The organism is Curtobacterium sp. 314Chir4.1, assembly GCF_900215175.1.
Taxonomy (GTDB): Bacteria; Actinomycetota; Actinomycetes; order Actinomycetales; family Microbacteriaceae; genus Curtobacterium; species Curtobacterium pusillum_A.
This window is the reverse complement of record NZ_OCMI01000004.1, coordinates 182,724-208,183: the sequence shown is the minus strand read 5'-3', so window position 1 is coordinate 208,183 and position 25,460 is coordinate 182,724. Positions and strand designations below refer to the sequence as shown.

The 25,460-nt window shown below is 71.4% G+C and carries 22 protein-coding genes; 12 read left to right on the top strand and 10 right to left on the bottom strand.

The genetic code is table 11. The annotated features are described in order from the left end of the window. The first annotated feature begins 32 nt into the window (after positions 1 to 32). The gene (locus tag CRP27_RS13735) at positions 33 to 1,889 is read left to right on the top strand and encodes a glycerol-3-phosphate dehydrogenase/oxidase (protein WP_097181223.1); all 1,857 of its coding nucleotides are present in this window, start codon (positions 33 to 35) and stop codon (positions 1,887 to 1,889) included. 87 nt (positions 1,890 to 1,976) lie between these two features. Here the strand turns inward: CRP27_RS13735 and CRP27_RS13730 are convergent, their stop codons facing one another. Beyond that, positions 1,977 to 2,480 carry a hypothetical protein gene (locus CRP27_RS13730; RefSeq protein ID WP_097181222.1) on the bottom strand — a complete coding sequence of 168 codons (504 nt, stop codon included), beginning with the start codon at positions 2,478 to 2,480 and terminating at the stop codon, positions 1,977 to 1,979. A 99-nt stretch (positions 2,481 to 2,579) separates the two neighbouring features. On the opposite strand from CRP27_RS13730, the gene hutH reads away from it, so the two are divergent. From hutH to guaA, 6 genes are read left to right on the top strand one after another with little or no spacing between them, the layout of a single operon-like run. Then, complete coding sequence (hutH, locus tag CRP27_RS13725; RefSeq protein ID WP_097181221.1) at positions 2,580 to 4,127, top strand: histidine ammonia-lyase; 1,548 nt, start codon at positions 2,580 to 2,582, stop codon at positions 4,125 to 4,127. A gap of 57 nt (positions 4,128 to 4,184) precedes the next feature. Continuing rightward, entirely contained in the window at positions 4,185 to 4,715 is a 531-nt protein-coding gene (locus CRP27_RS13720) for a cation:proton antiporter regulatory subunit (protein ID WP_097181220.1), read from the top strand. A 3-nt stretch (positions 4,716 to 4,718) separates the two neighbouring features. Further along, positions 4,719 to 6,152, top strand: coding sequence for a cation:proton antiporter (locus CRP27_RS13715; RefSeq protein WP_097181219.1), 1,434 nt, complete (start codon positions 4,719 to 4,721; stop codon positions 6,150 to 6,152). Between the two features lie 47 nt (positions 6,153 to 6,199). Next, complete coding sequence (locus CRP27_RS13710; protein ID WP_176505607.1) at positions 6,200 to 6,937, top strand: SURF1 family cytochrome oxidase biogenesis protein; 738 nt, start codon at positions 6,200 to 6,202, stop codon at positions 6,935 to 6,937. 10 nt (positions 6,938 to 6,947) lie between these two features. Continuing rightward, complete coding sequence (locus CRP27_RS13705; protein WP_070417720.1) at positions 6,948 to 7,394, top strand: DUF3817 domain-containing protein; 447 nt, start codon at positions 6,948 to 6,950, stop codon at positions 7,392 to 7,394. Further along, positions 7,391 to 8,971: a glutamine-hydrolyzing GMP synthase gene (gene guaA, locus CRP27_RS13700; RefSeq protein ID WP_097181217.1), complete on the top strand. Its 1,581-nt coding sequence runs from the start codon at positions 7,391 to 7,393 to the stop codon at positions 8,969 to 8,971. The genes CRP27_RS13705 and guaA overlap by 4 nt, the downstream gene beginning before the upstream one ends. A gap of 199 nt (positions 8,972 to 9,170) precedes the next feature. On the opposite strand, the gene CRP27_RS13695 is transcribed toward guaA, so the two are convergent. Continuing rightward, positions 9,171 to 10,040, bottom strand: coding sequence for a Bax inhibitor-1/YccA family protein (locus tag CRP27_RS13695; protein ID WP_097181216.1), 870 nt, complete (start codon positions 10,038 to 10,040; stop codon positions 9,171 to 9,173). 31 nt (positions 10,041 to 10,071) lie between these two features. Continuing rightward, positions 10,072 to 11,094 carry a DUF817 domain-containing protein gene (locus CRP27_RS13690; protein ID WP_097181215.1) on the bottom strand — a complete coding sequence of 341 codons (1,023 nt, stop codon included), beginning with the start codon at positions 11,092 to 11,094 and terminating at the stop codon, positions 10,072 to 10,074. 106 nt (positions 11,095 to 11,200) lie between these two features. Here CRP27_RS13690 and CRP27_RS13685 point away from each other — a divergent pair, with 106 nt between their 5' ends. The 5 genes from CRP27_RS13685 (at position 11,201) to CRP27_RS13665 (ending at position 20,001) form a co-directional block, all read left to right on the top strand. Then, on the top strand, positions 11,201 to 12,211 hold the full coding sequence (locus CRP27_RS13685) for a glycerophosphodiester phosphodiesterase family protein (RefSeq protein ID WP_097181214.1): 1,011 nt from the start codon (positions 11,201 to 11,203) through the stop codon (positions 12,209 to 12,211). Positions 12,212 to 12,223: 12 nt separating this feature from the next. Continuing rightward, entirely contained in the window at positions 12,224 to 14,668 is a 2,445-nt protein-coding gene (locus CRP27_RS13680; protein WP_097181213.1) for an ATP-dependent helicase, read from the top strand. Positions 14,669 to 14,816: 148 nt separating this feature from the next. Further along, entirely contained in the window at positions 14,817 to 16,271 is a 1,455-nt protein-coding gene (locus tag CRP27_RS13675) for a pyridoxal-dependent decarboxylase (RefSeq protein ID WP_255257591.1), read from the top strand. Continuing rightward, the gene (locus CRP27_RS13670) at positions 16,268 to 17,647 is read left to right on the top strand and encodes a lysine N(6)-hydroxylase/L-ornithine N(5)-oxygenase family protein (RefSeq protein WP_097181212.1); all 1,380 of its coding nucleotides are present in this window, start codon (positions 16,268 to 16,270) and stop codon (positions 17,645 to 17,647) included. Before CRP27_RS13675 ends, CRP27_RS13670 begins: the two co-directional genes overlap by 4 nt. After that, positions 17,644 to 20,001, top strand: a complete 2,358-nt coding sequence (locus CRP27_RS13665; protein WP_097181211.1) for a GNAT family N-acetyltransferase — start codon at positions 17,644 to 17,646, stop codon at positions 19,999 to 20,001. The genes CRP27_RS13670 and CRP27_RS13665 overlap by 4 nt, the downstream gene beginning before the upstream one ends. 162 nt (positions 20,002 to 20,163) lie before the next feature. Here CRP27_RS13665 and CRP27_RS13660 read toward each other — a convergent pair whose 3' ends face one another. From CRP27_RS13660 to CRP27_RS13635, 7 genes are read right to left on the bottom strand one after another with little or no spacing between them, the layout of a single operon-like run. Next, on the bottom strand, positions 20,164 to 20,802 hold the full coding sequence (locus CRP27_RS13660) for a pyridoxal 5'-phosphate synthase (protein ID WP_097181210.1): 639 nt from the start codon (positions 20,800 to 20,802) through the stop codon (positions 20,164 to 20,166). A gap of 18 nt (positions 20,803 to 20,820) precedes the next feature. Further along, the gene (locus tag CRP27_RS13655; RefSeq protein ID WP_097181209.1) at positions 20,821 to 21,492 is read right to left on the bottom strand and encodes an NUDIX hydrolase; all 672 of its coding nucleotides are present in this window, start codon (positions 21,490 to 21,492) and stop codon (positions 20,821 to 20,823) included. Beyond that, on the bottom strand, positions 21,489 to 23,063 hold the full coding sequence (locus tag CRP27_RS13650; RefSeq protein WP_097181208.1) for a nicotinate phosphoribosyltransferase: 1,575 nt from the start codon (positions 23,061 to 23,063) through the stop codon (positions 21,489 to 21,491). The genes CRP27_RS13655 and CRP27_RS13650 overlap by 4 nt, the downstream gene beginning before the upstream one ends. Beyond that, a complete protein-coding gene (locus CRP27_RS13645; RefSeq protein ID WP_097181207.1) occupies positions 23,060 to 23,890 on the bottom strand; it encodes a phosphoribosyltransferase family protein in 831 nt (276 codons plus the stop codon). The genes CRP27_RS13650 and CRP27_RS13645 overlap by 4 nt, the downstream gene beginning before the upstream one ends. Positions 23,891 to 23,914: 24 nt before the next feature. After that, positions 23,915 to 24,751, bottom strand: a complete 837-nt coding sequence (locus tag CRP27_RS13640) for an oxygenase MpaB family protein (RefSeq protein ID WP_176505606.1) — start codon at positions 24,749 to 24,751, stop codon at positions 23,915 to 23,917. Further along, entirely contained in the window at positions 24,748 to 25,110 is a 363-nt protein-coding gene (locus tag CRP27_RS18275) for a hypothetical protein (RefSeq protein WP_176505605.1), read from the bottom strand. Before CRP27_RS18275 ends, CRP27_RS13640 begins: the two co-directional genes overlap by 4 nt. A gap of 38 nt (positions 25,111 to 25,148) precedes the next feature. Further along, positions 25,149 to 25,433: a hypothetical protein gene (locus CRP27_RS13635; protein WP_097181205.1), complete on the bottom strand. Its 285-nt coding sequence runs from the start codon at positions 25,431 to 25,433 to the stop codon at positions 25,149 to 25,151. Positions 25,434 to 25,460: the final 27 nt, after the last annotated feature.

Here is a 25,460-nt window from a genome sequence, read left to right as displayed (position 1 = left end):
AGGCGACGATGGCGAAGTCCAGCAGCAGCGCAATGAGGCCCGCCCGGGCCGAGAACGCGGCCCCGGGGGTCGGGTTCGACCCGTCGGCGAAGCTCGGCCCCGACGAGCGCGCGGCCGCGATCGAGGCGATGAAGACCCGCGAGCTCGACGTCCTGGTCGTCGGCGGCGGGATCGTCGGTGCTGGGAGTGCGCTCGATGCCGTGACCCGTGGTCTGAACGTCGGCATCGTCGAGGCCCGTGACTGGGGTTCGGGGACGTCGAGCCGCTCGTCGAAGCTCGTCCACGGCGGCATCCGGTACCTCGAGCAGCTCAACTTCGCCCTCGTCCGCGAGGCGTTGATCGAGCGCGGACTCCTCCTGCAGCGGATCGCCCCGCACCTGGTCAAGCCCGTCCGGTTCCTCTACCCGCTCAACCACCGCGTGTGGGAGCGGTTCTACATCGGCATCGGCATGGCGATGTACGACGTGTTCAGCTGGTCCGGCGGCCGCCCTCCCGGCGTCCCGCACCACCGGCACCTCAGCCGTGGGCAGGTCCTCAAGAACATGCCCGGCCTGAAGAAGGACGCCTTCGTCGGCGGCATGACCTACTACGACGCCCAGGTCGACGACGCCCGCTACGTCGCGTCGCTGGTGCGCACGGCGGCGTCGTACGGTGCACACGCCGCCAGCCGCATCCGCATCGAGGGCTTCATCAAGGTCGGGGAACGCGTGGTCGGGGCCGAGGCGCACGACATCCAGACCGGTGAGAAGTTCGAGATCCGCGCGAAGCAGGTCGTCAACGCGACGGGCGTCTGGACCGACGACACCCAGGCGATGATCGGGACCCGCGGCCAGTTCAAGGTGCGGGCGTCGAAGGGCGTGCACCTCGTCATCCCGCGGGACCGCTTCCAGTCGAACACGGGCATGATCCTCCGCACCGAGAAGAGCGTGCTGTTCGTGATCCCGTGGGGACGGCACTGGCTCGTCGGGACGACGGACACCGACTGGTACCTCGACAAGGCACACCCGGCGGCGACCGCGGCGGACATCGACTACATCCTCGAGCACGTGAACAAGGTCCTCGCGGTCCCGCTCACGCGCGAGGACGTCGAGGGCGTCTACGCGGGACTCCGGCCGCTGCTCGCGGGTGAGTCCGACCAGACGTCGAAGCTCAGCCGGGAGCACGTCGTCGCCCACACGGTCCCCGGGCTCGTGGTCGTCGCCGGCGGCAAGTGGACGACGTACCGCGTGATGGGCAAGGACGCCATCGACGAAGCGGTCGCGGCGATGGACGGGAAGATCCCGGGATCGACGACCGAGGACATCCCGCTCCTCGGAGCCGAGGGGTACCCGGCCGCCTGGAACCGCCGCGGCCGCACCGCCCGGTCGTTCGGGGTGCACAAGGTCCGCATCGAGCACCTGCTGAACCGGTACGGCACGCTCGCGACCGAGGTCCTCCGGCTCGTGAAGGACGACCCGTCGCTCGCCGAGCCGCTCCCCGGAGCCGACGACTACATCGGCGCCGAGGTGGTCTACGCGGCCTCGCACGAGGGTGCGCTGCACCTGGAGGACGTCCTCGCCCGCCGGACCCGCATCTCGATCGAGGCGTGGGACCGCGGTGAGTCCGCCGCCCCGGTCGCCGCGAAGCTCATGGCGGACGTGCTCGGCTGGGACCAGGAGACCACCGAGAACGAGGTGTCGAACTACCTGAAGCGCGTCGCCGCCGAGCGGGAGTCGCAGCTGCAGCCCGACGACGAGTCGGCGGACCGCGTCCGTCTCGAGGCGCCGGACATCGCGTTCGGCTTCGACGAGGACGACGTGGTCGTCGGCGGTGGCCGCTCGAGCGGCGCGGAGGGCGCGAAGGCGTCCGACGAAGCGGTGGTCGGCGAGAAGACGACGGAACCCGAGTAGACCCGGCCCCACTCCGACGCGGCCCACGTCGCGAACGCGGGTCGCGCCTCCAGTCGGTCTCCAGCCTGGAGGCGCGACCCGCCCCCGTCAGGCGACCAGCGTCGCCGACGTGGCGTGGCGCGCACGGCGACGCTCACCCACCACGAGGACGACCGGGATCGCGACGAGCGCGATCACGCTGGTGCCGTACAGGACACCGGCCCAGATGGTGTGGTCCCCCCCGCCGATGCCGTACCCGTCGGCGACGTCCATGCCGAGCTGGAAGCCCGCGGCGAAGGCCGGGACCGCGCCGGCGGCCAGGATGCCGAGGAACCAGGCGGCGACGAAGTGTGCTTCGACGCGCCGCCACAGCGTCACGACGGCGACCACGACCGCGAGGACGACGCCGATCGACGCGATGACGACGACGCCCACCACGTCGGAGCGCACGTCGAACCCCTGCCCGTCGAGGTGCGCGGAGATCGTCGCGAGCGGCGTCCCCGGCACGGCTGCGAGCGGATCGAGCACGAGTTCCTGCACCGCGAGCAGTGCTGCGTAGACGACGACCGCCAGGACCCCGACCCCGGTGACGACGATGCGTGTTCTCCCCATGCGCGGACCCTAGCGGAACCGTCCGGAACACTGCCATGATCTGTACCGTCCAGTCGGTACCGTTCACCCGGCGCCGTCCGCGCCCAGCGCAGGAGCAGCATGACCACCACCACCGCACCCGCCGTCACGGTCGACGTCGGCGCACTCGCTCCCGGCGACGTGGTCGCCGTCGCCCGGCACGGCGCCCACGTCGCGCTCGCACCCACCGCGCTCGCCGCGATGGCCGAGAGTCGTGCCGTGATCGAGGCCCTCGCGGACGACACCGTCCCGCACTACGGCGTCTCGACCGGCTTCGGCGCCCTCGCGACCAAGCAGATCCCGTTCGACCGTCGTGCGCAGCTGCAGGCCTCCCTCGTCCGCAGCCACGCGGCGTCGAGCGGCCCCGCCGTCGAGGACGAGGTGGTCCGTGCGCTCCTGCTCCTCCGACTGTCCACCCTCGCCACCGGTCGCACGGGCGTCCGTCCCGAGGTCGCCCAGACCTACGCCGACCTGCTCAACGCCGGGATCACCCCGGTGATCGGGGAGTACGGCAGTCTGGGCTGCTCCGGCGACCTCGCCCCGCTGGCGCACTGCGCGCTCGCCGCGATGGGGGAGGGCGACGTGCGGGTCCACGGTGTCCCGATGTCGGCGGCCGAGGCGCTCGCCGCGGCGGGCATCGAGCCGCTGGTCCTCCGCGAGAAGGAGGGCCTGGCGCTCATCAACGGCACCGACGGCATGCTCGGGATGCTCGTCCTGGCGCTCGACGACCTCGGCGCACTGCTCAGCACGGCAGACCTCGCGGCGGCGATGAGCGTCGAGGGCCTGGCCGGCACGGACACCGTCTTCGCCGCCGACCTGCAGGCGCTCCGCCCGCACCCGGGCCAGGCCCGCTCGGCCGCGAACATGCGTGCCGCGCTGGACGGTTCGCCGGTGATCGCCGCGCACCGCTCCACGGGGTTCACCCGGGTCCAGGACGCCTACTCGCTGCGCTGCGCCCCACAGGTGCACGGTGCCGCGCGGGACACCGTCGACCACGCGGCACTCGTCGCGTCCCGCGAGCTGGCGTCCGCGGTCGACAACCCCGTGGTCACGCTCGACGGCCGGGTCGAGTCGAACGGGAACTTCCACGGCGCGCCGATCGGCTACGTGCTCGACTTCCTCGCGATCGCCGTGGCGGACGTCGCGAGCATGTCCGAACGCCGGACCGACCGGTTCCTCGACGCGACCCGGAGCGGTGGGCTCCCGCCCTTCCTGGCGAACGACCCCGGTGTCGACTCCGGGCACATGATCGCGCAGTACACGCAGGCCGGGATCGTCTCCGAGCTGAAGCGCCTGGCCGTGCCCGCGTCGGTGGACTCGATCCCGACCTCGGCGATGCAGGAGGACCACGTGTCGATGGGCTGGGGTGCCGCACGCAAGCTCCGCCGGGCGGTCGACGGGCTCACCCGCGTGCTCGCGATCGAGGTCCTGACGGCGGCGCGCGCGGCCGACATGCGCGGCGCCGGGACGGCTGCGCTCACCGGTGCGGTGCGCGCCGTGCTCCGGCAGCGGGTCGCGGGGCCGGGCGACGACCGCTGGCTCGCCCCCGAGATCGCGGCGGCCGTCGAGCTCGTCGCGGACCGGTCGCTGCTCGCGGCGGCACGAGGTGCCGGAACCGACCTCGCCTGACGGAATGGCCGGACGTCCGCGGTGGTTATCATCGGGGTACTCGAAAAGGGAGCCATCATGGTCGACGTCCATCGCGTCAAACTCCCCGGAGTCGGCGTGCTGCACAGCTTCTACACCGACGACGGTGGCAAGTGCGGTGTCATCACGCACCGGTCGGGTCACTCCGACCTCATCTCCTTCGCGGACGTCTCGGACGGCGCGGACAAGTCGGAGAAGGTGTCGCTGCGCCTCAGTGAGGACGAAGCACACACGCTCGCCGAACTGCTCGGCGGCACCCGGATCACCGAGGGCCTCGACAAGCTCGACGAGATCCCGGGCCTCAGCATCGACTGGTTCTCGGTCGACTACGACGACGCGATCGCCGGCAAGCCCCTCGGTGACCTGCACGACTCCGGCTTCATCGGCCTGACCGTCGTGGCCGTCGTCCGCGGCGACAGCGCCAACCCGGCTCCGTCGCCGGACTTCGTCGTGTTCCCGGGCGACACCATCGTCGTCGCCGGGTCCCCGGAGAAGGTGGCGAAGGCGTTCTCGTTCTACCGCAGCGGAGAGCTTGCGGCCGCTGCGGCCGAGGCCCCGCCGAGGAGCTAGCCCGTGCACCTGGGTGGTGAGCTGCTGACCATCGGCGGCCTGTTCCTCATCGCCTACGTCCTCGGACGACTGGGCAAGACCATCGGCCTGCCCGCGATCCCGATCTACATGATCGTCGGGCTCATCGCGAGCCCGCACACGCCGTGGATCGGGCTGAGCGTCGAGTCGCACACGATCGAGCTGATCGCGACCTTCGGCCTCATCCTGCTGCTGTTCAACCTCGGGTTGGAGTTCGACCAGGAGGAGTTCTACGGCAACGCCGGGAAGCTCCTTGTCTCGGGTGGCACGTACGTCGCCATCAACATGGGCGTCGGCTTCGCGTTCGGGTTCTCGCTCGGCTGGGGCACGCGTGAGGCCCTGATCATCGCGGGCATGACGGCGACGTCGTCGAGCGCGATCGTGACGAAGCTCCTCATCGAGCTGCGGCGCCTGGCGAACGACGAGACGCCGATGATCCTCGGTGTCACGGTGATCGAGGACGTCTTCATCGCGATCTACCTCGCGATCGTCTCCGTGGTGCTCTCCGGCGACACGAACGTCTGGGCGGTGGTCGGCAAGCTCGCACTCGCGTTCGGGTTCCTGATCGTCATGTTCACCCTCGCCCGGTTCGCCGGCAAGTGGGTGTCGAAGCTCTTCGCGACGCGTGACGACGAGCTCTTCACCGTGCTGTTCTTCGGCCTCGCCGTCATGTTCGGCGGGATCGGTGACCTGCTCGGCGTGACCGACGCCATCGGCGCCTTCGTGATCGGTCTGCTCTGCGGTGCGACCCGCTACCGGGACCGCATCGAGCAGCTCGCACTCCCGATGCGCGACGTGTTCGCGGCGTTCTTCTTCGTGAACTTCGGCCTCGGGCTCGACCTGTCCACCTTCGGCGAGGTGCTCTGGCCCGTCCTCGGCGCCATCGGCATGACGGTCGTGCTCAACGCGGTCGCCGGTCAGCTCGTCGCCCGGATGAACGGCTTCAACGTCCAGCAGGGCATCAACACCGCCGTCATCCTGGTGAACCGTGGCGAGTTCGCGCTGATCCTCGCGACGCTGTCGGCTGCCGCCGGCCTGGAGGCACGGATCACCGCGTTCGCGGGCCTCTACGTCCTCGTCATGGCCATCCTCGGACCCCTCCTCGCCGTGAACTCGGACCGGATCGGCCGCCTCGTGGTGCGACCCGCCCGCCTCGCGCGGCTGCGCACGCGCCTCGGCGGGCGCCGGGCCGTCGCGGCTGCCGCCGCGGCCGAGGCGGCCGAGGCCGAGGCCGAGTCCGACGCCGCTGATGCCGCCGCACGCCGCGCGGAGCGCGACCGCCAGTTCGCGGAGGAGTTCGCCCTGGTGGAGGCGGCTGGCAGGGAAGAGCGAGAGAATGAGCCCTCGGAGGCGGCGTCCGAGCCCCTTCCGGCCGAGCGCCCCGAACGCCCGGTCCGCCAGCGCGATCCGGAGTACTGATACGAATGTGGGCCGTAGCCCGACGACCGAGGTGGATCGCGCTGCTGTTGCTGGCGCTCGTGCTGGCGGCGGTGTTCGCCGGGTTGGGCAAGTGGCAGCTCGAGCGGAGCATCGCGAACGGCAAGCCACTGCCGGCGACCACCGAGACGCGGAAGTCCCTCGACGCCGTGACCCGGCCGATGCAGCCCGCCACCGAGACGATGGCCGGACAGAAGGTCACCGTCACCGGCACGTTCGTCGCCGGCGACACGACCGTCCTGACCGGCCGCAGCGGAGGTGGGACGTACCAGACCGTGGGACACCTGGTCGATGCCGGGAGCGGGGCGAGCCTCCCGGTCGTCATCGGGTGGTCCGACCAGCGCTCGGCCGCCGTCGCCGGCGGTGACCGTCTGACGGACGGCGCGCGCCTGACGATCGAGGGCCGCTACTACCCGGCCGAGTCTCCAGACCAGGACACCTACGACAAGGGCGAGTACTCGGCGGTCGCGCCGGCCCGGTTCGTGAACACGTGGAAGAGCTTCGACGACGAGATGTACCTCGGGTACGTCGTCGCCGACGGCACCACCGCGAAGGCCGCAGACCTCGGCACCATCGCCGACCGTGCCCCGACGCGCGAGGTCCAGTTCGACTGGCTGAACCTCTTCTACGCCGTCGAGTGGGTCGTCTTCGCCGGGTTCGCCGTGTTCCTCTGGTACCGCTTCGTGAAGGACGCCTGGGAGCGCGAGGAAGAGGACCGCCGTGAGGCCGCTCTCAGCGTCGACGGGGCCCTCGCCGACCGACGGTAGGATGGCCGATATGGCTCTGACCGTCCGTACCCGTGACATCCCGAAGATCCCGGGCGCGGTGAAGTGGTACCGCGTCTCGGCGTACATCACGGGTGTGCTGCTGCTCGCCCTGGTGGTCGAGATGGTCATCAAGTACACGCCGCTGCACCTCGAGATGCAGCTCGGCGGCGGCGCGTTCTTCGTGCCGGAGGGCACGGCGGGCAAGGAACCAGGCACCTTCAACCTGTCGATCGGCATCCTCATCGCCCACGGCTGGCTGTACGTGCTCTACCTCTTCACCGACTTCCGTCTGTGGAGCATCATGCGCTGGAAGCCGATCCGCTTCCTGCTCATCGCCCTCGGGGGCATCATCCCGTTCATGTCGTTCGTGGTCGAGCACCGCATGCAGAAGATCGCCATGGACACCTACCACGAGCTGACCGCTGCCCAGCAGCGTGAGAAGGAGGCCGCTCGGTGAGCGAGACCGAACAGCGTCCCGTCCTCGTCGTCGACTTCGGAGCCCAGTACGCGCAGCTCATCGCGCGACGGGTCCGTGAGGCGAACGTCTACAGCGAGATCGTCCCGCACTCGATCACGGCGGACGAGGTCCGCGCGAAGGACCCGGCAGCCATCGTGCTGTCCGGAGGTCCGTCGTCCGTGTACGAAGCGGGCGCTCCGTCCCTCGACGGCGACATCCTCGACCTCGGCGTCCCCGTGCTGGGCATCTGCTACGGCTTCCAGGCCATGGCGACCGCGCTCGGCGGCGAGGTCGCGCAGACCGGGCAGCGTGAGTACGGCGCGACCGACGTCACCGTGACGGGCACCGACAGCGTGCTCCTCGGCGCGCAGCCGGAGTCGCAGGTGACCTGGATGTCGCACGGCGACTCCGTGGCGAAGGCCCCGGAGGGCTTCGAGGTCCTCGCGTCGAGCGCCTCGACCCCCGTCGCCGCGTTCGCCTCCGACGAGCGCAGGCTCTACGGCGTGCAGTGGCACCCCGAGGTCAAGCACTCCGTGTACGGCCAGGCCGTGCTCGAGAACTTCCTGCACCGCGCCGCGGGTCTGCCGGGTGACTGGAACTCCGCGAACGTCATCGAGGAGCAGGTCGCCCGGATCCAGGCGCAGGTGGGATCGAGCCGCGTGATCGCCGGGCTCTCCGGTGGTGTCGACTCCGCCGTCGCCGCAGCGATCGTGCACAAGGCCGTCGGTGACCAGCTCACGTGCGTCTTCGTCGACCACGGGCTTCTCCGCGCCGACGAGCGCAAGCAGGTGGAGGAGGACTACGTCGCCTCGACCGGTGTCCGCCTCGTCACGATCGACGCCGAGCAGCAGTTCCTCGACGCCCTCGCCGGCGTCAGCGACCCGGAGCAGAAGCGCAAGATCATCGGGCGCGAGTTCATCCGCACCTTCGAGGCAGCGGCCGAGGCCCTCGTGCTCGAAGCCCGCGGCGACGACGACGCGGCCGAGGTCAAGTTCCTCGTGCAGGGCACGCTCTACCCCGACGTGGTCGAGTCCGGCGGTGGTTCCGGCACGGCGAACATCAAGTCGCACCACAACGTCGGCGGCCTCCCGGACGACATGACGTTCGAACTCGTCGAGCCGCTCCGGACCCTGTTCAAGGACGAGGTCCGCGCGGTCGGTCGCGAGCTCGGGCTGCCCGAGGTCATCGTCGGCCGCCAGCCGTTCCCCGGCCCCGGACTCGGCATCCGCATCGTCGGCGAGGTCACGAAGGACCGCCTCGAGCTGCTCCGTGCTGCAGACAAGATCGCGCGCGAGGAGCTCACCGCGGCCGGCCTCGACCAGGAGATCTGGCAGTGCCCGGTCGTCCTGCTCGCGGACGTCCGCTCCGTGGGCGTCCAGGGCGACGGCCGCACCTACGGCCACCCGATCGTGCTCCGTCCGGTCTCCTCGGAGGACGCGATGACCGCCGACTGGACCCGCCTGCCGTACGACACCCTCGCGAAGATCTCGAACCGGATCACGAACGAGGTGCCCGACGTGAACCGGGTCGTGCTCGACGTCACGTCGAAGCCGCCGGGGACGATCGAGTGGGAGTAGTCCTCCCGCGTTGGAGGGGCCCGGCACGCACTGCGTGCCGGGCCCCTTCGCGTCGGGGCCTGACCTTCGCCGAGATCGCACTCCGTGACGGATCGCCGGCGTCGATGGCCGCCGAAGTGCGATCTCAGCGGCTCGAACGAGGCGAGGCCGGGAACGACGAAGGGCCCCGGCGTGTTCGCCGGGGCCCTCCTGGTCGGAGCTAGTTGCGCTGGCTGCTCGCGATGATGGCGAGGATGCGCAGGATCTCGAGGTACAGCCACACGAGGGTGACGATGAGGCCGAACGCCGCCGTCCACGCGTAGATCTTCGGGGCGCCGCGCTGGACGCCGGTCTTGATCTGGTCGAAGTCGAGCACGAGGGAGTACGCCGCCATGATCACGACGAAGACGCCGATGATGACGCCCCACGGGATGCCGAAGAGGAAGCTCGGTGCGCCCATGAGCCCGAACGCCGTCTTCGTGACGCCGGTCCACATCAGGACGAGGTTCACGAGTGAGAACGCCATGTACCCGACGATCGCGACGAGGAAGAACCGTGTGGCCCTGGGTGTCGCGCGGACCTTGCCGGAGAGGAACAGCAGCAGCGTGACGGCGAAGACCCCGAGGGTGCCGAAGACGGCCTGCGTGACGATGCCCTCGAACGCACTGTTGTAGTAGCCCGAGATGCCGCCGACGAACAGGCCCTCGAAGAAGGCGTAGGCCAGGACGAGTGCCGGCGACGGCTTCTTCTTGAAGGTGTTGACGAGCGCCAGGACGAACCCGACGACGGCGCCGACGATCCAGACGACCAGGGGCAGGTTCCACCCCGCGACGGCACCGACGATGAGCACACCGAACGCGAGCAGCGTCTTGACGATGGTGTCCTCGTACGACATGCGGTCCGTGTCGACCGTGCTGGCCGCCGGGCGGTCGTACATGTACTGCAGCTGCTCGGGCGTCATGCCGCCCTGCGCCTGCTGCGGGGTCTGTCCCCAGCCGGCCTGCTGCTGACCAGCGCCGCGCCCACCCCAGGTGTTGGGCCCCTGGTTGTTGAAGGCGGGGGACTGGTCGAAACCGGGCTTGAAGGCCATGGTGTCCTCTTCCTTGGAGATTCGAGTCCTCTCAGCCTAGGGGCGCTCGGTCGCGGAAGGCTGAGGATTCGCGGCGAGCGGAAGCGGTCCCGGAGGGCCCCGTCTCCCGCAGCATATGGGGATCTGCTGCGCGCGCGCCCCGAAGTCGTCGAGAACCAGCCGACCGCCGGACGGGGCGTGCCGGACCACGGTGATCCGCGCCTCCAGGCCGCACCGCCGGGTGGACCCACGTGACCAGCGCGACCGAGATGAGCATGAGGAGCAGCCAGGCCACGATCTTCGTGGGCGCGACCGGGTGCCAGGCCGCCGCCTGCGCGGGGTAGGACCACGCGCCGGCCCAGGTGGCGACGTTCTCGGCGAGCCAGATGAACAGGGCCACGAGCCCCATCGCGACGAGGACCGGCATCCGCAGCACCGTCCGGTGGACCCGCGCGTGCATGGTCGTGGTGCCGAACAGGAGCACCACGAGCGCGAGCAGCACGTACCGGGCGTCCCACACGAAGTGGTGGCCGAAGAAGTTCGCGTAGACCAGGGCCGCGACGACCGCGAGCACCCACTGTCTCGGGAACCGGTCGAACCGCAGGTCGAACAACCGGTACACGCGCACCATGTACGACCCGACCGCGCCGTACATGAAGCCGGAGAACAGCGGGACGCCGAGCACCACCAGGACGCCGGACTGCTCGTAGGTCCACGAGCCCACGTGGGTCTTGAACACCTCCATCACGGTGCCGACGACGTGGAAGAGCAGGACGACCCGGAGCTCCCGGACCGTCTCGAGCCCGAACACGAGCATCCCGAGCTGCAGCAGGACGGCGGCGACCGTGGTCACGTCGTTCCGGGACCCGACCGGGACGGTCAGGTGCACGACCGCCATGGTGGCGAGCAGCAGTGCTCCGAACGTGCACGCCCAGGCCTGCTTCGCGCCGAACACCAGGAACTCGGTCAGCGCGAGCCGGACGGGTCGGTGCGGCTGGTGTCCCGCGTCGAGCACCCGGCGTGCGGCGCGGTCGATGCGGTGCTCGACGGCGGTCGAGAGTGATCGGACGGTCATGGGCCGAGCGTCCGACCCGCGGCTGGGAACGGCGGCCTGTGCGGACCCGGATGTGCCGCCCGACACACGCCAGGCCGCGGACACCACCGCCCAGTAGGGTGCGGCCATGACCCTGGTGATCGCCCACCGTGGCGCGTCCGGCTACCGTCCCGAGCACTCGCGGAGCGCGTACGAGCTCGCGGTCGCGATGGGTGCCGACGCGATCGAGCCGGACCTCGTGCCGACGAAGGACGGCGTGCTGGTGCTCCGGCACGAGAACGAGGTCTCCGGCACGACCGACGTCGCGGACCACCCGGAGTTCCGGCACCTGCGGACGACCAAGACCGTCGACGGACAGACGCTGACCGGCTGGTTCACCGAGGACTTCACGTGGGCCGAACTGCAGACGCTCCGGACCCGGGAGCGCCTGCCCGCGCTGCGCCCGGGTTCGGCGGAGCACGACGGTGAGGAACCAGTCTTGCGCCTCGAGGATCTGCTCGGCATCCTGGACGCGGCACCGCGCCCGGTCGGGCTCGTCGCCGAGGTCAAGCACGCCGACTTCTTCCACCGCGCCGGGTTCCCGATGGACGAGCTGCTCGACGGCGTCCTCGGTGACGCCGGGTGGCGCGGGGACGAGCGGCTCACGGTCGAGTGCTTCGAGAAGGGCGTGCTCCGGGACCTCCGCTCGCGTGGGACGGGTGGTCGGCTCGTGTACCTCCAGGAGGCACGTGGCAGCGCCCCGGACGAGGTCGCGTCACACGGGTCGCTGGCTCCCACGTACGCCGCGGAGCGATCCGACGACGCGCTCGCCTCGCTCGCGACCGAGTTCCACGGGATCAGCCTCGCGGTCGCCACGGTGATGGCGGGCACGGACAGCGTGGCGCTCGACGACCCGACGCCGGTGCGGAGCGCGATCGTGGACCGTGCGCACGAGGCCGGGCTCGCCGTGTACACGTGGACGCTCCGCCCGGAGAACCGGTTCCTGCCGGCGCCGCTCCGGCGCGGGGGCGAGGTCGCGGCGTTCGGCGACTGGGAGCGGTGGTTCACGTCGGTCGTCCGGACCGGACTCGACGGCGTGTTCGCGGACCACACCGACCTGGCGGTCCTCGCCCGCTCGGCTGTCGGGGGTCGCGCCTAGACTGTCCCGGACATGACGATCGTGCTCGACCCCTTCGATTCGACGCCCGAGCCGGGCGCCGGTGCCCGCGCGTACGACGACCCGTTCACCGCGGGTCTGAACCCCCAGCAGAAGGAAGCCGTCGAGTACCGCGGCGAGTCCCTGCTGATCGTGGCCGGCGCCGGCTCCGGCAAGACGAGCGTGCTCACCCGGCGCATCGCGCTGCTGCTCGCCAACCGTGAAGCCTGGCCGTCGCAGATCCTGGCGATCACCTTCACGAACAAGGCGGCAGCCGAGATGCGCGAGCGCGTGCGGGCGCTGGTCGGGCAGGAGTCCGACGGCATGTGGATCTCCACGTTCCACTCGGCGTGCGTGCGGATCCTGCGGCGGGAAGCCGAGCGGTTCGGGTTCCCGCAGTCGTTCACGATCTACGACTCCGCCGACTCGAAGGCCCTGCTCAAGCGGATCATCAAGGAGCTCGAGGCGGACTCGCTCGGGCTGACCGTCGGGGCCGCGGCGTCGAAGATCTCGAAGCTCAAGAACGAGCTGCAGGACATCGACTCGTACGCCAGGAACATCAACGCGAACGACCCGCAGGAGGTCATGTTCACCGAGGTGTTCCGCCGGTACACGAACGAGCTGCGCCGTGCGAACGCCTTCGACTTCGACGACCTCATCGGGCAGACGGTGTTCCTGTTCCGGGCGTTCCCGGACGTCGCCGCGCTCTACCAGCGCCGGTTCCGGTTCATCCTGGTCGACGAGTACCAGGACACCAACCACGCGCAGTACTCCCTGATCCGCGAGCTCACCCGACCGGTCCCGGTCGAGCAGGTGGACAAGCTCGAGGACTCCGGTCAGCACGTCGCCCGCATGCGTGAGGCCGACGGGTCGATCGCTCCGGCGTCCCTGACGGTGGTCGGCGACTCCGACCAGTCGATCTACGCGTTCCGCGGGGCCGACATCCGCAACATCGTCGAGTTCGAGCGGGACTTCCCGAACTCGAAGGTGATCCTGCTCGAGCAGAACTACCGGTCGACGCAGAACATCCTCGACGCCGCGAACGCCGTGATCGCGAACAACTTCGACCGTCAGGCGAAGAACCTGTTCACCGACGTCGGTGCCGGCGACAAGATCGTCGGGTTCACCGGGTACACCGGCCACGACGAAGCGCAGTTCGTCGCCGACGAGATCCAGCGCCTGCACGAGGACGGCACGGACTACCGCGACATGGCGGTCTTCTACCGGACGAACTCGCAGACCCGTGCGCTCGAGGAGATCTTCATCCGCTCGGCGATCCCGTACCGGGTCCTCGGCGGCACGAAGTTCTACGAGCGTGCCGAGATCAAGGACGCCATGGCGTACCTGATCACCGTCGCCAACCCGGCCGACCCGATGGCGCTCCGCCGGATCCTCAACGTGCCGAAGCGCGGCATCGGCGCCGTCACCGAGACGACCCTGCAGCGCTACGCGGACGAGCACGAGACCACGATGCGGGACGCCCTGCGCCACGCCGACGAGCTCGGGTTCGGGCCGAAGGTGCGGAGCGCCATCACCGCGTTCGCCGCGCTGCTCGACGACGTCTCGTCGCGTGCGCAGACCCAGCCGGTCGTCGACACCCTCACGCAGCTGCTCGACGGGTCCGGCCTGCTCGAGAACCTCCGGAAGTCGCCGGACGCGCAGGACGCCGCTCGCGCCGACAACATCGACGAGCTCGTCGCCGTGACGCGGGAGTTCCAGAAGAACAACCCCGAGGGCACGCTGTCCGACTTCCTGACCGAGGTCTCGCTCGTCGCCGCGGCGGACGAGCTCGACGACTCCTCGGGCACGGTGTCCCTCATGACGCTGCACACGGCGAAGGGACTCGAGTACGACGCGGTGTTCCTCACCGGCGTCGAGGAAGACCTGCTGCCGCACCGGATGTCGGCGAACGAGCCCGGTGGTCCGTCCGAGGAACGCCGGCTCTTCTACGTTGGCATCACCCGCGCCAAGAAGTCGCTGTTCCTGTCGCTGGCAATGACCCGCGCGCAGTTCGGCGACGTCAACGTGGCGATGCCGTCCCGCTTCCTGCAGGAGATCCCCGAGGGGCTCATCGAGTGGAAGCAGTCGCCGGGCATGGCGAACAGCCGGGGCGGCACGCAGCCGCGAGCGCTCAACGCCAAGCGCGAGGGCGGCTTCGGTGGTGGCGGCGGAGGCGGCTACCGCGGTGGTGGCGGTTGGGGTGGCGGCTCGTACGACCGGGCGGCCGCTGCGGCGAAGACCCGGCCGAAGACCGAGTGGGCGAACCGGGTGTCCGGGCAGGTCCGCGACAACGGCGACATGGAGCTGGTGGCGGGCGACCGCATCACGCACGTCGACTTCGGCGAGGGCACGGTCTCGGCGGTGACCGGACAGGGCGCGAAGCGAATCGCGGAGATCGCGTTCGACACCGCGGGCCGCAAGAAGCTCCTCATCAAGATCGCCCCGATCGACAAGCTCTAGCCGGTCGGCTGAGCGTCCGTTCATCCCGCGGGTTCCCCGGCGGGGTGCGTTCGGTGTGCCCCGAGCAACCTCGCGCCACGCCCGGGACCTGGGAGATCACCCTCGTTCGGGTGACAGCGAAACGCAGGTGAGGTTAGCCTTACCTAACGTGACTGACCTCATCGTGACAGCCCGTACCGAAACCCTGTCCACCGCCAACGCCGACCGCTACCGGTCGACCGTCACGGCCACGGTCGACCGACTCGCCCGCCGTCTGGCGGCCGTCGATCGCCCGACGACGGACACGATCGCCCAGGAGCTCCGTGCCCGGGTGACCGGCATCGACCTCGACGCCGAACCCATCGGGACCGACCGGGCGCTCGCGGAACTCGACGACCTGTTCGTCCGGGAGGCCGTCTGGTTCCACGACCCCGGGTACCTCGCGCACCTCAACTGCCCGGTGGCGCTGCCGGCCGTCGCGGCCGAGGCCGTGCTCGCCGCCGTGAACCCCTCGGTCGACACCTGGGACCAGTCGCGGATCGGCACCGAGATGGAGCGGCACGTGGTCGAGTGGCTCGCGCGCCGCGTCGGGTTCGCCGCCGGGGACGGGATCTTCACCTCCGGGGGATCGCAGTCCAACCTGCAGGCCCTCCTGCTGGCACGGGAGGCCGCGGCCGCCGCGGGCGCGATCCCGCGTCCCACCGTGTTCGCGACCGCGGAGACCCACTTCAGCATCGCCAAGTCGGCCCGGCTGCTCGGCCTCGACACGGTCGTGGACGTCCCGACCGACGCCACCGGCCGGATGCGCCCGGCCGCCCTCGCCGAGGCCGTCGTCGCCGCCCGCGCTGCCGGACGCACCCCGGTGGCCGTCGTCGCGACCGCCGGCACCACCGACCGCGGCGTGATCGACCCGCTCGAGGCGATCGCCGACGTGTGCGACCTCGAGGGCGTCTGGCTGCACGTCGACGCCGCGTACGGCTGCGGCCTGCTCGTGTCCCCGACCCGCCGGCACCTGCTCGACGGGATCGAACGCGCACGGAGTGTGACCGCCGACCTGCACAAGTCGTTCTTCCAGCCGGTGTCGTCCAGTGCCCTGCTCGTGGGTGACCCCGCTGACCTCCGCCGCACGGCCTGGTACGCGGACTACCTCAACCCGGAGGACGCCGCCGAGCCGAACCAGGTCGACAAGTCCCTGCAGACCACGCGGCGGTTCGACGCCCTCAAGCTCTGGGCGACGCTCCGCGCATCCGGTGCCGACGCCATCGGCCGGTCGTTCGACGCCGTGATCGACCTCGCCGCAGCGACGCACGCACTCGTCGAGGAGCACCCCGACCTCGTGCTCGTCGCGCCGACCCAGCTGAGCACGGTGCTGTTCCGCTGGCAGCCCGCCGGTGTGACCGACGACGAGGCGGACGCCCTGGTCGCCCCGATCCGTGCCGCCCTGCTCGCCGAGGGCCGGGTCCTCATCGCGAAGACCGTGATCGACGGCCGACCGTGCAACAAGCTCACGCTGCTCAACCCCGAGACGACGATCGACCAGCTGCGCGCGTCCCTCGACCACGTCGTCGCGACCGCGGCGCGGGTCCGCGCCACCACCACCGCCCCGGAAGGAGCAACGCGATGACGCACCACACGACCGACCAGCGCACCCACGACGACCGCACCTCCGACACCGTCCACGACCTCGTCGGCATCGGCATCGGCCCGTTCAACCTCGGGCTCGCCTGCCTGACCGACCCCGTCGACGACCTCGACGCGGTGTTCCTCGACGCCGCCGACGGCTTCGCCTGGCACCACGGCATGATGCTCGACGACGCCACGATCCAGGTGCCGTTCCTGGCGGACCTCGTGACGATGGCCGACCCGACGTCGCCGTTCTCGTTCCTGGCGTGGCTCAAGGAGACGGGGCGCCTGTACCCGTTCTACATCCGCGAGGACTTCCACCCCCTGCGCAGCGAGTACGACGCCTACTGCCGCTGGGCCGCCGACCGGCTGGACACGCTGCGCTGGGGCCGCTGGGTCACGGCCGTCGAGCACGACGTGACGACGGACCTGTTCACGGTGCACGCCCAGACCGATCAGGGTCCCGAGACGTACCGCGCTCGTCACGTCGTCGTCGGCATCGGCACCGAGCCGGTCGTGCCGGAGCCCCTCCGCGGCATCGGCGGCCCCGCGATCCACTCCGCGCAGTACGTGCCGAACCGGGAGGGGCTGCGGACGGCGGGGAGCATCGCGGTGATCGGCAGCGGGCAGTCCGCCGCCGAGGTCTACCGCGACCTGCTCGAGGACGTCCGGCAGCACGACTACCGCCTCGACTGGATCACCCGGTCGCCGCGGTTCTTCCCGATGGAGGACACGAAGCTCACGCTGGAGATGACGAGTCCCGAGTACACGGACCACTTCCACGCGCTGCCGGAGGGCGTCCGTGACCGTCTGGGGCGCGAGCAGCGCGGCCTGTACAAGGGGATCAGCGCCGACCTGGTGGACGAGCTGTACGACCAGCTCTACCGGATCAGCGCCCGCGGTGCGGTCCCGACGAGCCTCCGCACCGAGACGAGCGTCGTCGACGCCGCGTGGCTCGCCGACCGCGGTACGTACCGGCTGACCCTCCGGCACGAGCAACTCGGCGAGACGTACGAGCACGAGGTCGAGCGCCTCGTCCTCGCCACCGGGTACGCCCCGCGGCCGACGTCGTTCCTCGACCCGGTCGAGCACCTGGTCGCGCGGGACGCACGGGGGCGGTTCGCGGTCGCCCGCGACCACCACGTCGACCGCCTCGGCGGCCGCATCTGGGTGCAGAACGCCGAAGAGCACACGCACGGGCTCACCGCACCGGACCTCGGGATGGGCGCGTGGCGGAACGCGTCGATCATCCGGTCCGTCACGGGTCGGTCGGTCTACGGCCTGGAGGAACGGATCGCCTTCCAGGAGTTCGGCCTGCCCGCCACCCGGCGGTCCACCCCGCGTCCCGTCACCGAGCGCGCGGAGGTGACGGCATGACCGTGGACGCGACCAGCGCGCCGGCGGCGCGCCGACCCGTGGGGGCCGCACCGGGCCTCCTGTCCGTCGAACCCGTGGACCCGGAGCGCGACGCCGCCGTCGTGCAGTCCTGGCTCGCCCACCCGGCGTCGTCGTGGTGGGGGATGGGGCACCTCGACGTCGAGGCGGTGCGCGCGTACCTCGCCGGCGTGCAGGCGGACCCGGCGCAGGCCGCGTGGCTCGGCCGCCGCGACGGCGTCCCGGTGTTCCTCGCCGAGACCTACGACCCGGCGCACGTCCTGCTCACCGACGTCTGGGCCGCCGAGCCGGGCGACGTCGGCATGCACCTGCTCGTCGCCCCGCCGCCCGCCGATGCCCGCGTGCCCGGACTGACCAGCGCGGTCATGCGGGCGGTGGTGGAGCACTGCCGTGACGCCCTCGGCGCGCGGCGGGTCGTCGTCGAGCCGGACGTCCGGAACACCGCGGTGCACGCGAAGAACGCCGAGGTCGGGTTCCGCGTGCTCCGCGAGGTCGACGTCGACGGCAAGCGCGCCCTGCTCTCGGTGCTCGGCACCGACCGGATCGGTGTGCCAGACGACGACGGGCCCGCTGCGCACCTGCGGCCCGAGCACCTCGAGCCGGCCGAGCGGCACCTCGTGGCGAAGTCCATCGCGGAGTTCACGCACGAGCGGCTCATCGCGCCCGTGCCGGACGAGGACGGCTGGCGACTGGACGCGGGGGAGTCCACCTACCGGTTCCGTGCCCGGCGGCACGCGCTCGAGCACTGGTCGGTCGATGAAGCATCGGTCGTGCGGACGATCGATGGTCGGCCCGTGCCCCTCAGCGCGCAGGAGCTCGTGCTCGAGCTCCGGGACGTGCTCGGGATCCCCGACGAGCTGCTCGGGACCTACCTGGAGGAGATCGCCTCGACCCTGGCGAGCGCCGCCGCGAAGCACCGTCGGGGCGGTCCGTCCGCCGCGCAGCTCGCCCGCGGCCGGACCGAGGGGCCCGACCGCGTCGTCGCCTCGTTCCAGGACGTCGAGTCGGCGATGACCGAGGGACACCCCGCGTTCGTCGCCGCGAACGGCCGGATCGGGTTCGGGCTCGACGAGTTCCGCGCCTACGCGCCCGAGACGGGCGGCCGGTTCCGCTACCGATGGCTCGCCGCACGGCGCAGCTGCACGCACCTGTCGCTCGCCGCGGACCGCACCGAGTCCGACCACTGGACGGCGGAGCTCGACGAGGCGACGGTCGCCGCGTTCCGGTCGACGCTGCACCGGCGGGGGCTGGATCCCGACGACTACGTGTGGATCCCGGTGCACCCGTGGCAGTGGCAGCACCGGATCGCCGTGACGTTCGCGCCGGACCTCGGGCGGCAGGACCTCGTCGACCTCGGTGAGGGGCCCGACGAGTACCAGCCGCAGCAGTCGGTCCGGACCGCGTTCGACCGCTCACGTCCGGACCGCTCGTACGTCAAGACGGCGCTCGCCGTGCAGAACATGGGGTTCCTGCGCGGGATGTCCCCGGCGTACATGCGGAACACCCCGGCCGTGAACGACTGGGTGGCGGCGCTCGTCGCCGGGGATCCGACGCTCGCTGCCGCCGGGTTCCAGGTGCTGCGGGAGCACGCCGCGATCGGGTACACCGGCGACGCCTACCACCGGGTGGACGTGTCCTCGCCCCAGCGGAAGATGCTCGCCGCGCTCTGGCGGGAGAGCCCGCTGCCCCGGGTGACGGACGACGAACGGCTGATGACCATGGCGTCGCTGCTGCACCGCGACGCTGCCGGGAACGCCGTCGTCTCCGCGTTGATCGCCGCGTCGGGGCTGCCCGCCGACGCCTGGGTGCGGCGGTGGCTCGACGCCTACCTGCTGCCCGTCGTGCACTGCCTGACCGTGCACGACCTGGTGTTCATGCCGCACGGCGAGAACCTCGTGCTCGTCGTGCGGGACGGCGTCGTGCTGCGTGCCGTGATGAAGGACATCGGCGAGGAGACGGCGGTGCTCGGGATGCACGACGATCGCCCGGTGCCCGAGGAGATCGCACGGATCGTGCACCCGGTGTCCGACGACGAGGCGGCGCTCGCCGTGTTCACCGACGTCTTCGACGGGGTGCTGCGGTTCGTCGCGGCGATCCTCGACGAAGACGGGGTCCTGCCGGAGCCGCGGTTCTGGGCGGTCGTGGGGGAGTGCGTCGACGCGCACGCCGCCGCGCACCCGGACCGGCGGCGGCCCCTGGACCTGCGGGTGCCGACGTTCGAGCACTCGTGCCTGAACCGGCTGCAGCTGCGCAACACCCTGTCGATGGTGGACCTGGCGGACCAGTCGTCGTCGCTCATCCGCGCGGGGGCGATGCCGAACCCGATCGCCCGGTAGCGCGGCGGCGGGCCCGTCGTGCCTGGCTGGGTCGGTTCGGCATCGCACGACCAACGTGCGCTCGCGACGTGGATTCCCGCGGTTCGGGCGCACTGTGGTTGTGCGGCAGTGCGGGCGGGCGGGCGGGCGCGCGGGCCGGCGGGCGCGGGCGGGCGCGGCGCGCTACGGCTGCAGCCGAGCCGCCGACCAGCCGTCCGGGCCGAGGCGGTAGCGCAGGCGCCGGTGCATCCGGTCGCGGCTGCCGTGCCAGAACTCCACCACGTCGGGTTCGAGTCGCCAGGCCCGCCACGACGACGGTCGCGGCACGTCGTCGCCGTGCTCGTCCAGCAGCGTGTTCGCGTCGTCGATGAGGTCCTGCAGTGATCGCCCCGCGTACGGAGCGGACTGGTCGGCGACGGCCGTGGCGGCGCGTGACTTCGGCGACCGGTCGGCGAACAGCGCGTCGGACTCGGCGTCGGAGAGCGGCACGACGGTGCCCTCGAACCGGAGCTGCTGCATGGTCTCGCGCCAGTACGCCTGCAGTGCGGCGAACGGGTTCTCGCCGAGCTGCCGCCCCTTCGGGCTCGCCGACGAGGACCCGAACACGAGCCCGACGTCGTCGAGGCGCTTGACGTCGACGGTCCGTGCCGAGACCCGTCCGTCGGCGCCCGCCGTGGCGAGCGTCATCGACAGCGGCTCGGACACGTCGCCGTCCTGTGCGGCGTCGATCCACGCTCGGGCGACGGTGAGCGGTGACGCGGGCGGGTCGGTGAACTCCGGGAACGCGAAGGACGAGTCACCGGACAGCGGGGCGGAGGGCATGCGCCCAGCCAACCGCGCTCAGTCCGTCCACGTCCAGGTCGCCGGGGGACGCCCGCCGCGCGGGGCCGTGGCCGCGGCGGCGTCGGAACGGACGAGCGCCGGGTTCGTCCGGAGTGCCCGGTTGGTGTTGCCGGGATCCGGGGTCACGCCCGTCAGCTCGGCCTGCAGCAGTGCCGCGTCCGAGGTCGTGAACGTCGCACCGAGGAGCGCACGCGTCAGCGGCAGGTCGCGCCAGACCCGGGTGCGGACGTGGTCGAGGGCGGCCGCGATGATCGCGTCGTGGTCGAACGGGAGGGACGGGTCGTCCTGGTCGGGTCGCCCCCGGACCGCGGTGCGCCGCCAGATCGCGGGCCCCCCACCCGTCGGCGCGGTGGCCACCGCCACGAAGGCGACGCTGATCGCCGCGCTGCGCGGGTCGCGGTCGGGTCCGTCGAACGCGCCGATCTGCGCGAGGTGCCGGACCGCCGCCGCGTCGATCCCGGTCTTGGTCCGCAGCGCGCGTCGAGCACCGTCGGCGAGGAGTTCCGCACCGTCCAGGAGCACACCGGGCAGTGCCTCCAGGCCGGCGTACGGGTCGTACGGCCGACGCGCGGTGGCGACCCGCAGCCCGTCGCTCGCCGTGAACGACATCGGGACGACGTCGATCGCGATGAGCGGCTGGTCGCGGGCCGCCGAGGGGGCGTCGGTCACGCCGACGCCCGGCGGGCCGCACGGTCGGTGCGCTCGCGGCGGAGCGTCGCCCGGACGTCCGCGAACGACTGCAGGACCGTGAAGCGACCGTCCACCCACACCGGCTGGAGGAGGCTGGTCGCCTCGTCCTCCGCCGTGGCCTGGTCGGTCTGGCGGATCTCGCCGGTCGCGTCGCGGTGCAGGGCGATGCGGCCCTTCGCGCTCTTCTTGCCGCTGCCGGTCTTCGGGTCCTTCTGGATGTCGACGGGCTCGCCGTCCACCAGGGCCCACGTCGCCTTCACGGCGCTGCCGAGGTTGTCGCGGGTCATGTACTGGTACGTGTACGAGCCGATGCCGAGCACGATGTTGTCGCTCGCGTAGCCCTTCGCGGCGAGGCGCTCGTAGATTCGGCGGGCACGGTCGAGGGTGATGCTGTCGCCGTAGATCACGCCGATGTGCTGGTCGAGGACCTTGAAGCCCTGCTCGTTGACGGTGTGGCCGAAGATCTCGTCGAGGAGCTCGACGACGCCCTTCTCCTCGTGGCTGCGCGCCGGGTCGGTCAGCGCGGCGGTGTCGACACCGTGCACCGTGCCGGTGACGATGTCGACCGGGTCGCCCGAGTCCGGGCGGATCACGAGCTTGCCGTCGCGGGCCGTGATCCGGTCCTGCAGGGCGGGGAGCGTCTCCGTGACGACCTTGAACAGGTCGAAGCCGTCGCTGACCGCCGAGACGATGCCGGTCGGGTAGACGTCGAGGATCTGCTCGAACGTGGCGAGCTCGCCGTCGGCACCACGGACGCACATGACGCTGTGCTCGGTCGCGGGGACGCTCGCGCCGACCCAGCCGTTGTCGCCGGGGTAGTAGCGGTCGATGAAGTCGAGCGACGGCATCGAGTCCGTGCCGAGGAACGAGAGCAGGTGGCCGGCACCGCCGGCCGCGGCCGACTCGATGCTCGACTGCCCGCGGAACGAGAAGTCGTGCGCGGCGAAGTCGATGCTCGCCGGGTCGGCGCCGGTGCGAGCGGCCCAGTCCTCCATGAGGTCGCGGTACTCCAGGGCCTTCGTCGCGACGGTCGACGGGTGCCAGATCGACGCCGACAGGGCGGTCTCGATGTAGTTCGGCAGCCAGAAGAACTCGTCGACGGTGTTCTCGACGGTCAGGGTCGCGACGCCGATCGGGGCGAGCGTGCCCTCGGGGAGCGCCTTGATCTCGAGCGGCAGGTAGCCGAGGCGGTGCAGGGCCCGGACGTGCTCGGTGCCGATGTGGTTCGGCCCGAAGTAGCCCTGCAGCGCCTGCTCGAACAGGTCGGCGACCAGGTCCTCGTCGGCGGCGAAGAACGGCGCCCACGCCTCGACGAGGTGGCGCTGGATGAACGCCTGCAGCCCGAAGACCACGGCGTGCGTCGACTCGGGCATGTGCGCGTTCGACCGGTTCGTCCAGTTGATGAGGATCCGGGTGGTGCCGGCGGGGTAGACCTGCCGGTGCGAGTGCTTGTAGCCGTCGACGGCGAGGAGCGGTGCGATCGGGCTCGGGCCGGTCAGGCGGGGCTCGATGCCGGTGGTGCCGGTCGTGGTGGTCTCGGTCTGCGTCATCGGATCTGCTCCGTCAGGTAGGGGGTGAGTTCGATCGTGCGCAGGCCCTCGATGGCGTTCTGCGCGGGGTAGGAGTCCGTCGTGACGATCTCCCCGAAGTGGTCGGCGAGCTGCGGGGCCCGGCCGGAGAAGACGCCGTGCGAGACCCAGAGGCCGAGGCGGTCCTTCGTCAGACCCGTCGCGGCGGCGAGGCCCGTGAACGTCCCGCCGCCGTCGCAGATGTCGTCGACGACGAGCAGGCGACCGGTGTCCGGCAAGGGCTCGCACGTGAAACCGTCGAGCTTGCCGGTGTCCGGGTTGCGGTGCTTCTCGGCGCGGAACACCGGGAGCCCGCAGGCGTCGGCGACGGCGGACGCCCGCGCGACCGCGCCCCTGTCGGGGGCGATGATCCCGACGTAGTCGGACCCGGCGACCACGGCGTCACGGACGACCGCTTCGCTGGTGACGACGGTCAGGCGTTCGACGAGGTCGACGATCACGGGCGAGTGCGGGTCGAACGCGATGACCTGGTCGATGCCGAAGCCGTTGATGACGTCCGCGTAGACCTTCGCACCGAAGGGGAGGCCGCGGTCCTGCCGGGCACCGGGCAGGTACGGGATCAGGGCGACGGACCGGGATCCGCGCTGCCGGACGGCGTCCGCCCACATGCCGAGCACGAGGAGGTCGTCGCCGCTCGTGCCGCGCAGGGTCGCGATCTCGATGAGGTCCCCCGCGTCGGCGTCGTGCGCGACCTTGACGTGGGCTTCACCGGCGGGGAACCGCATGGTGGAGAACGTCGGTGTCGCGAGGTCTCCCCGGGTGGTCCGGGTGTTCAGTTCGACTGCCATGACCCGACCGTACCACGGTATTTGTCAGCGTGACAAATACTTGTTCGACGCAGATCGCATCGCCCGCAGCAGCAGCGGTCCCGGCAGCCGCAGCAGCCATCCCGGGAGCACCGCCCGCACGACCCGGACCAGGCGCACGGTGCGCCGGAACCGCCGACGCTCGCGCGGACCCCAGGCGAACCCGTACTGCGACCGGACGGCGTCGGGGAGCATGCCGACCGTGACGATCCGCACGAGCGGCATCGCGGCCCGGACCCACAGCGGGGCGAAGCGCGGGTGCAGCAGGTCGCGGACGACCCCGCGGGCGTCGTCGGTCACCTCGAGCCGCTCGAGTTCGGCGTCCCAGTAGCGCTCGAACGCGGCGACCGTGGTCGGCCACCGGTCTGCCGGGACCCGCAGCGCCGTGCCGATCGGGGCGTACGCGTCGAGGACCGCCTGGGCGCGTCGGCCGTCCACCGGGTCGCCGAACAGCTCGTGCGCGCGCATCGCGGAGTCGTACAGGGTCGCCGCCACCCAGCGCTGCCGGTCGACCTCGTCGGCGCCGGCGACCGGTCGGTGCGCGCGGTTCACGAACGCCGCCGCGGTGGCAGCGTCGTCGTCGGTGCCGATCACGACCGCGGAGACGAACATCAGGGTGTGGGCCAGCCGCTGCTGCGGTCGGCGTGCGAAGTCGGAGTGCCGTCGGACCCCCGCCGCGACGACGGGGTCGGCGATCTGCAGCAGGATGGCGCGGCCGCCAGCCGCCACCGGCGTGCTGTCGGCGAGGAACCGCCGCAGGTCGCGGTCCGCGACGCGACCGGATGGCGGACGGGAGGCACGGTGCGCGTCCGGCACCGTGCCTCCAGGTCGTCGCGTGGTCACGTCCGGACCCCGCGTCGCCGTCGCAGGAACGGGACGACGTCCACCGCGATCGCCACGGCCAACGCGACCGCCCCCGCGACCAGGGCGACCACGAGAGCCGTCCGGTCGACCGTGGCACCGGTGGTCGTCACGAGCAGTGTCGCCACGAGCCAGATCGCCGGGAGCGGCCAGAGTCGCCGCGGAGCGCCGGCGACCACGCCGCCGATCACACCGACCAGCAGCAGCGGGAGCCAGCGGCCCGTCGGCTCGGAGCGGACCACGAGGTTCGCCGCGGCGGCCACGAGCAGGAGCGCGGCGATCGTGATGAGCCGCACCGCGCCGGGCATGCGACGGACACTGGCACGGGCGCGACGGAACACGGCCCGATCGTACGGGGGTCGGCTCGGAGCAGCCCGGGTCAGAGCGGCTTGGTACCGAGGTCGTTCCCGAGGTCCGGGCGGTCCTCGTCCTCGTGCTCCCACAGGTCCGGCGAACCCTCGCCGGGTGCGCCGCCGGTCGGACCGTCGTCCGTGCCGTCGCCGGGCTGCGGGTCGACCGTCTCGCCGGCGACCGCGTCGTTCGTCACGGTCTCCAGGGACTCCTCGGCGTCGTCGAACTCGTAGGGTCCGACGTGCTCGGTGTCCACGTCGTCGTCGCGGAACTCGTCGGTTCCGTCGTCAGGGGTGATGCCGGGGTCGCTCACTGCGCGCTCCTCCTCAGGTCGGTGGAC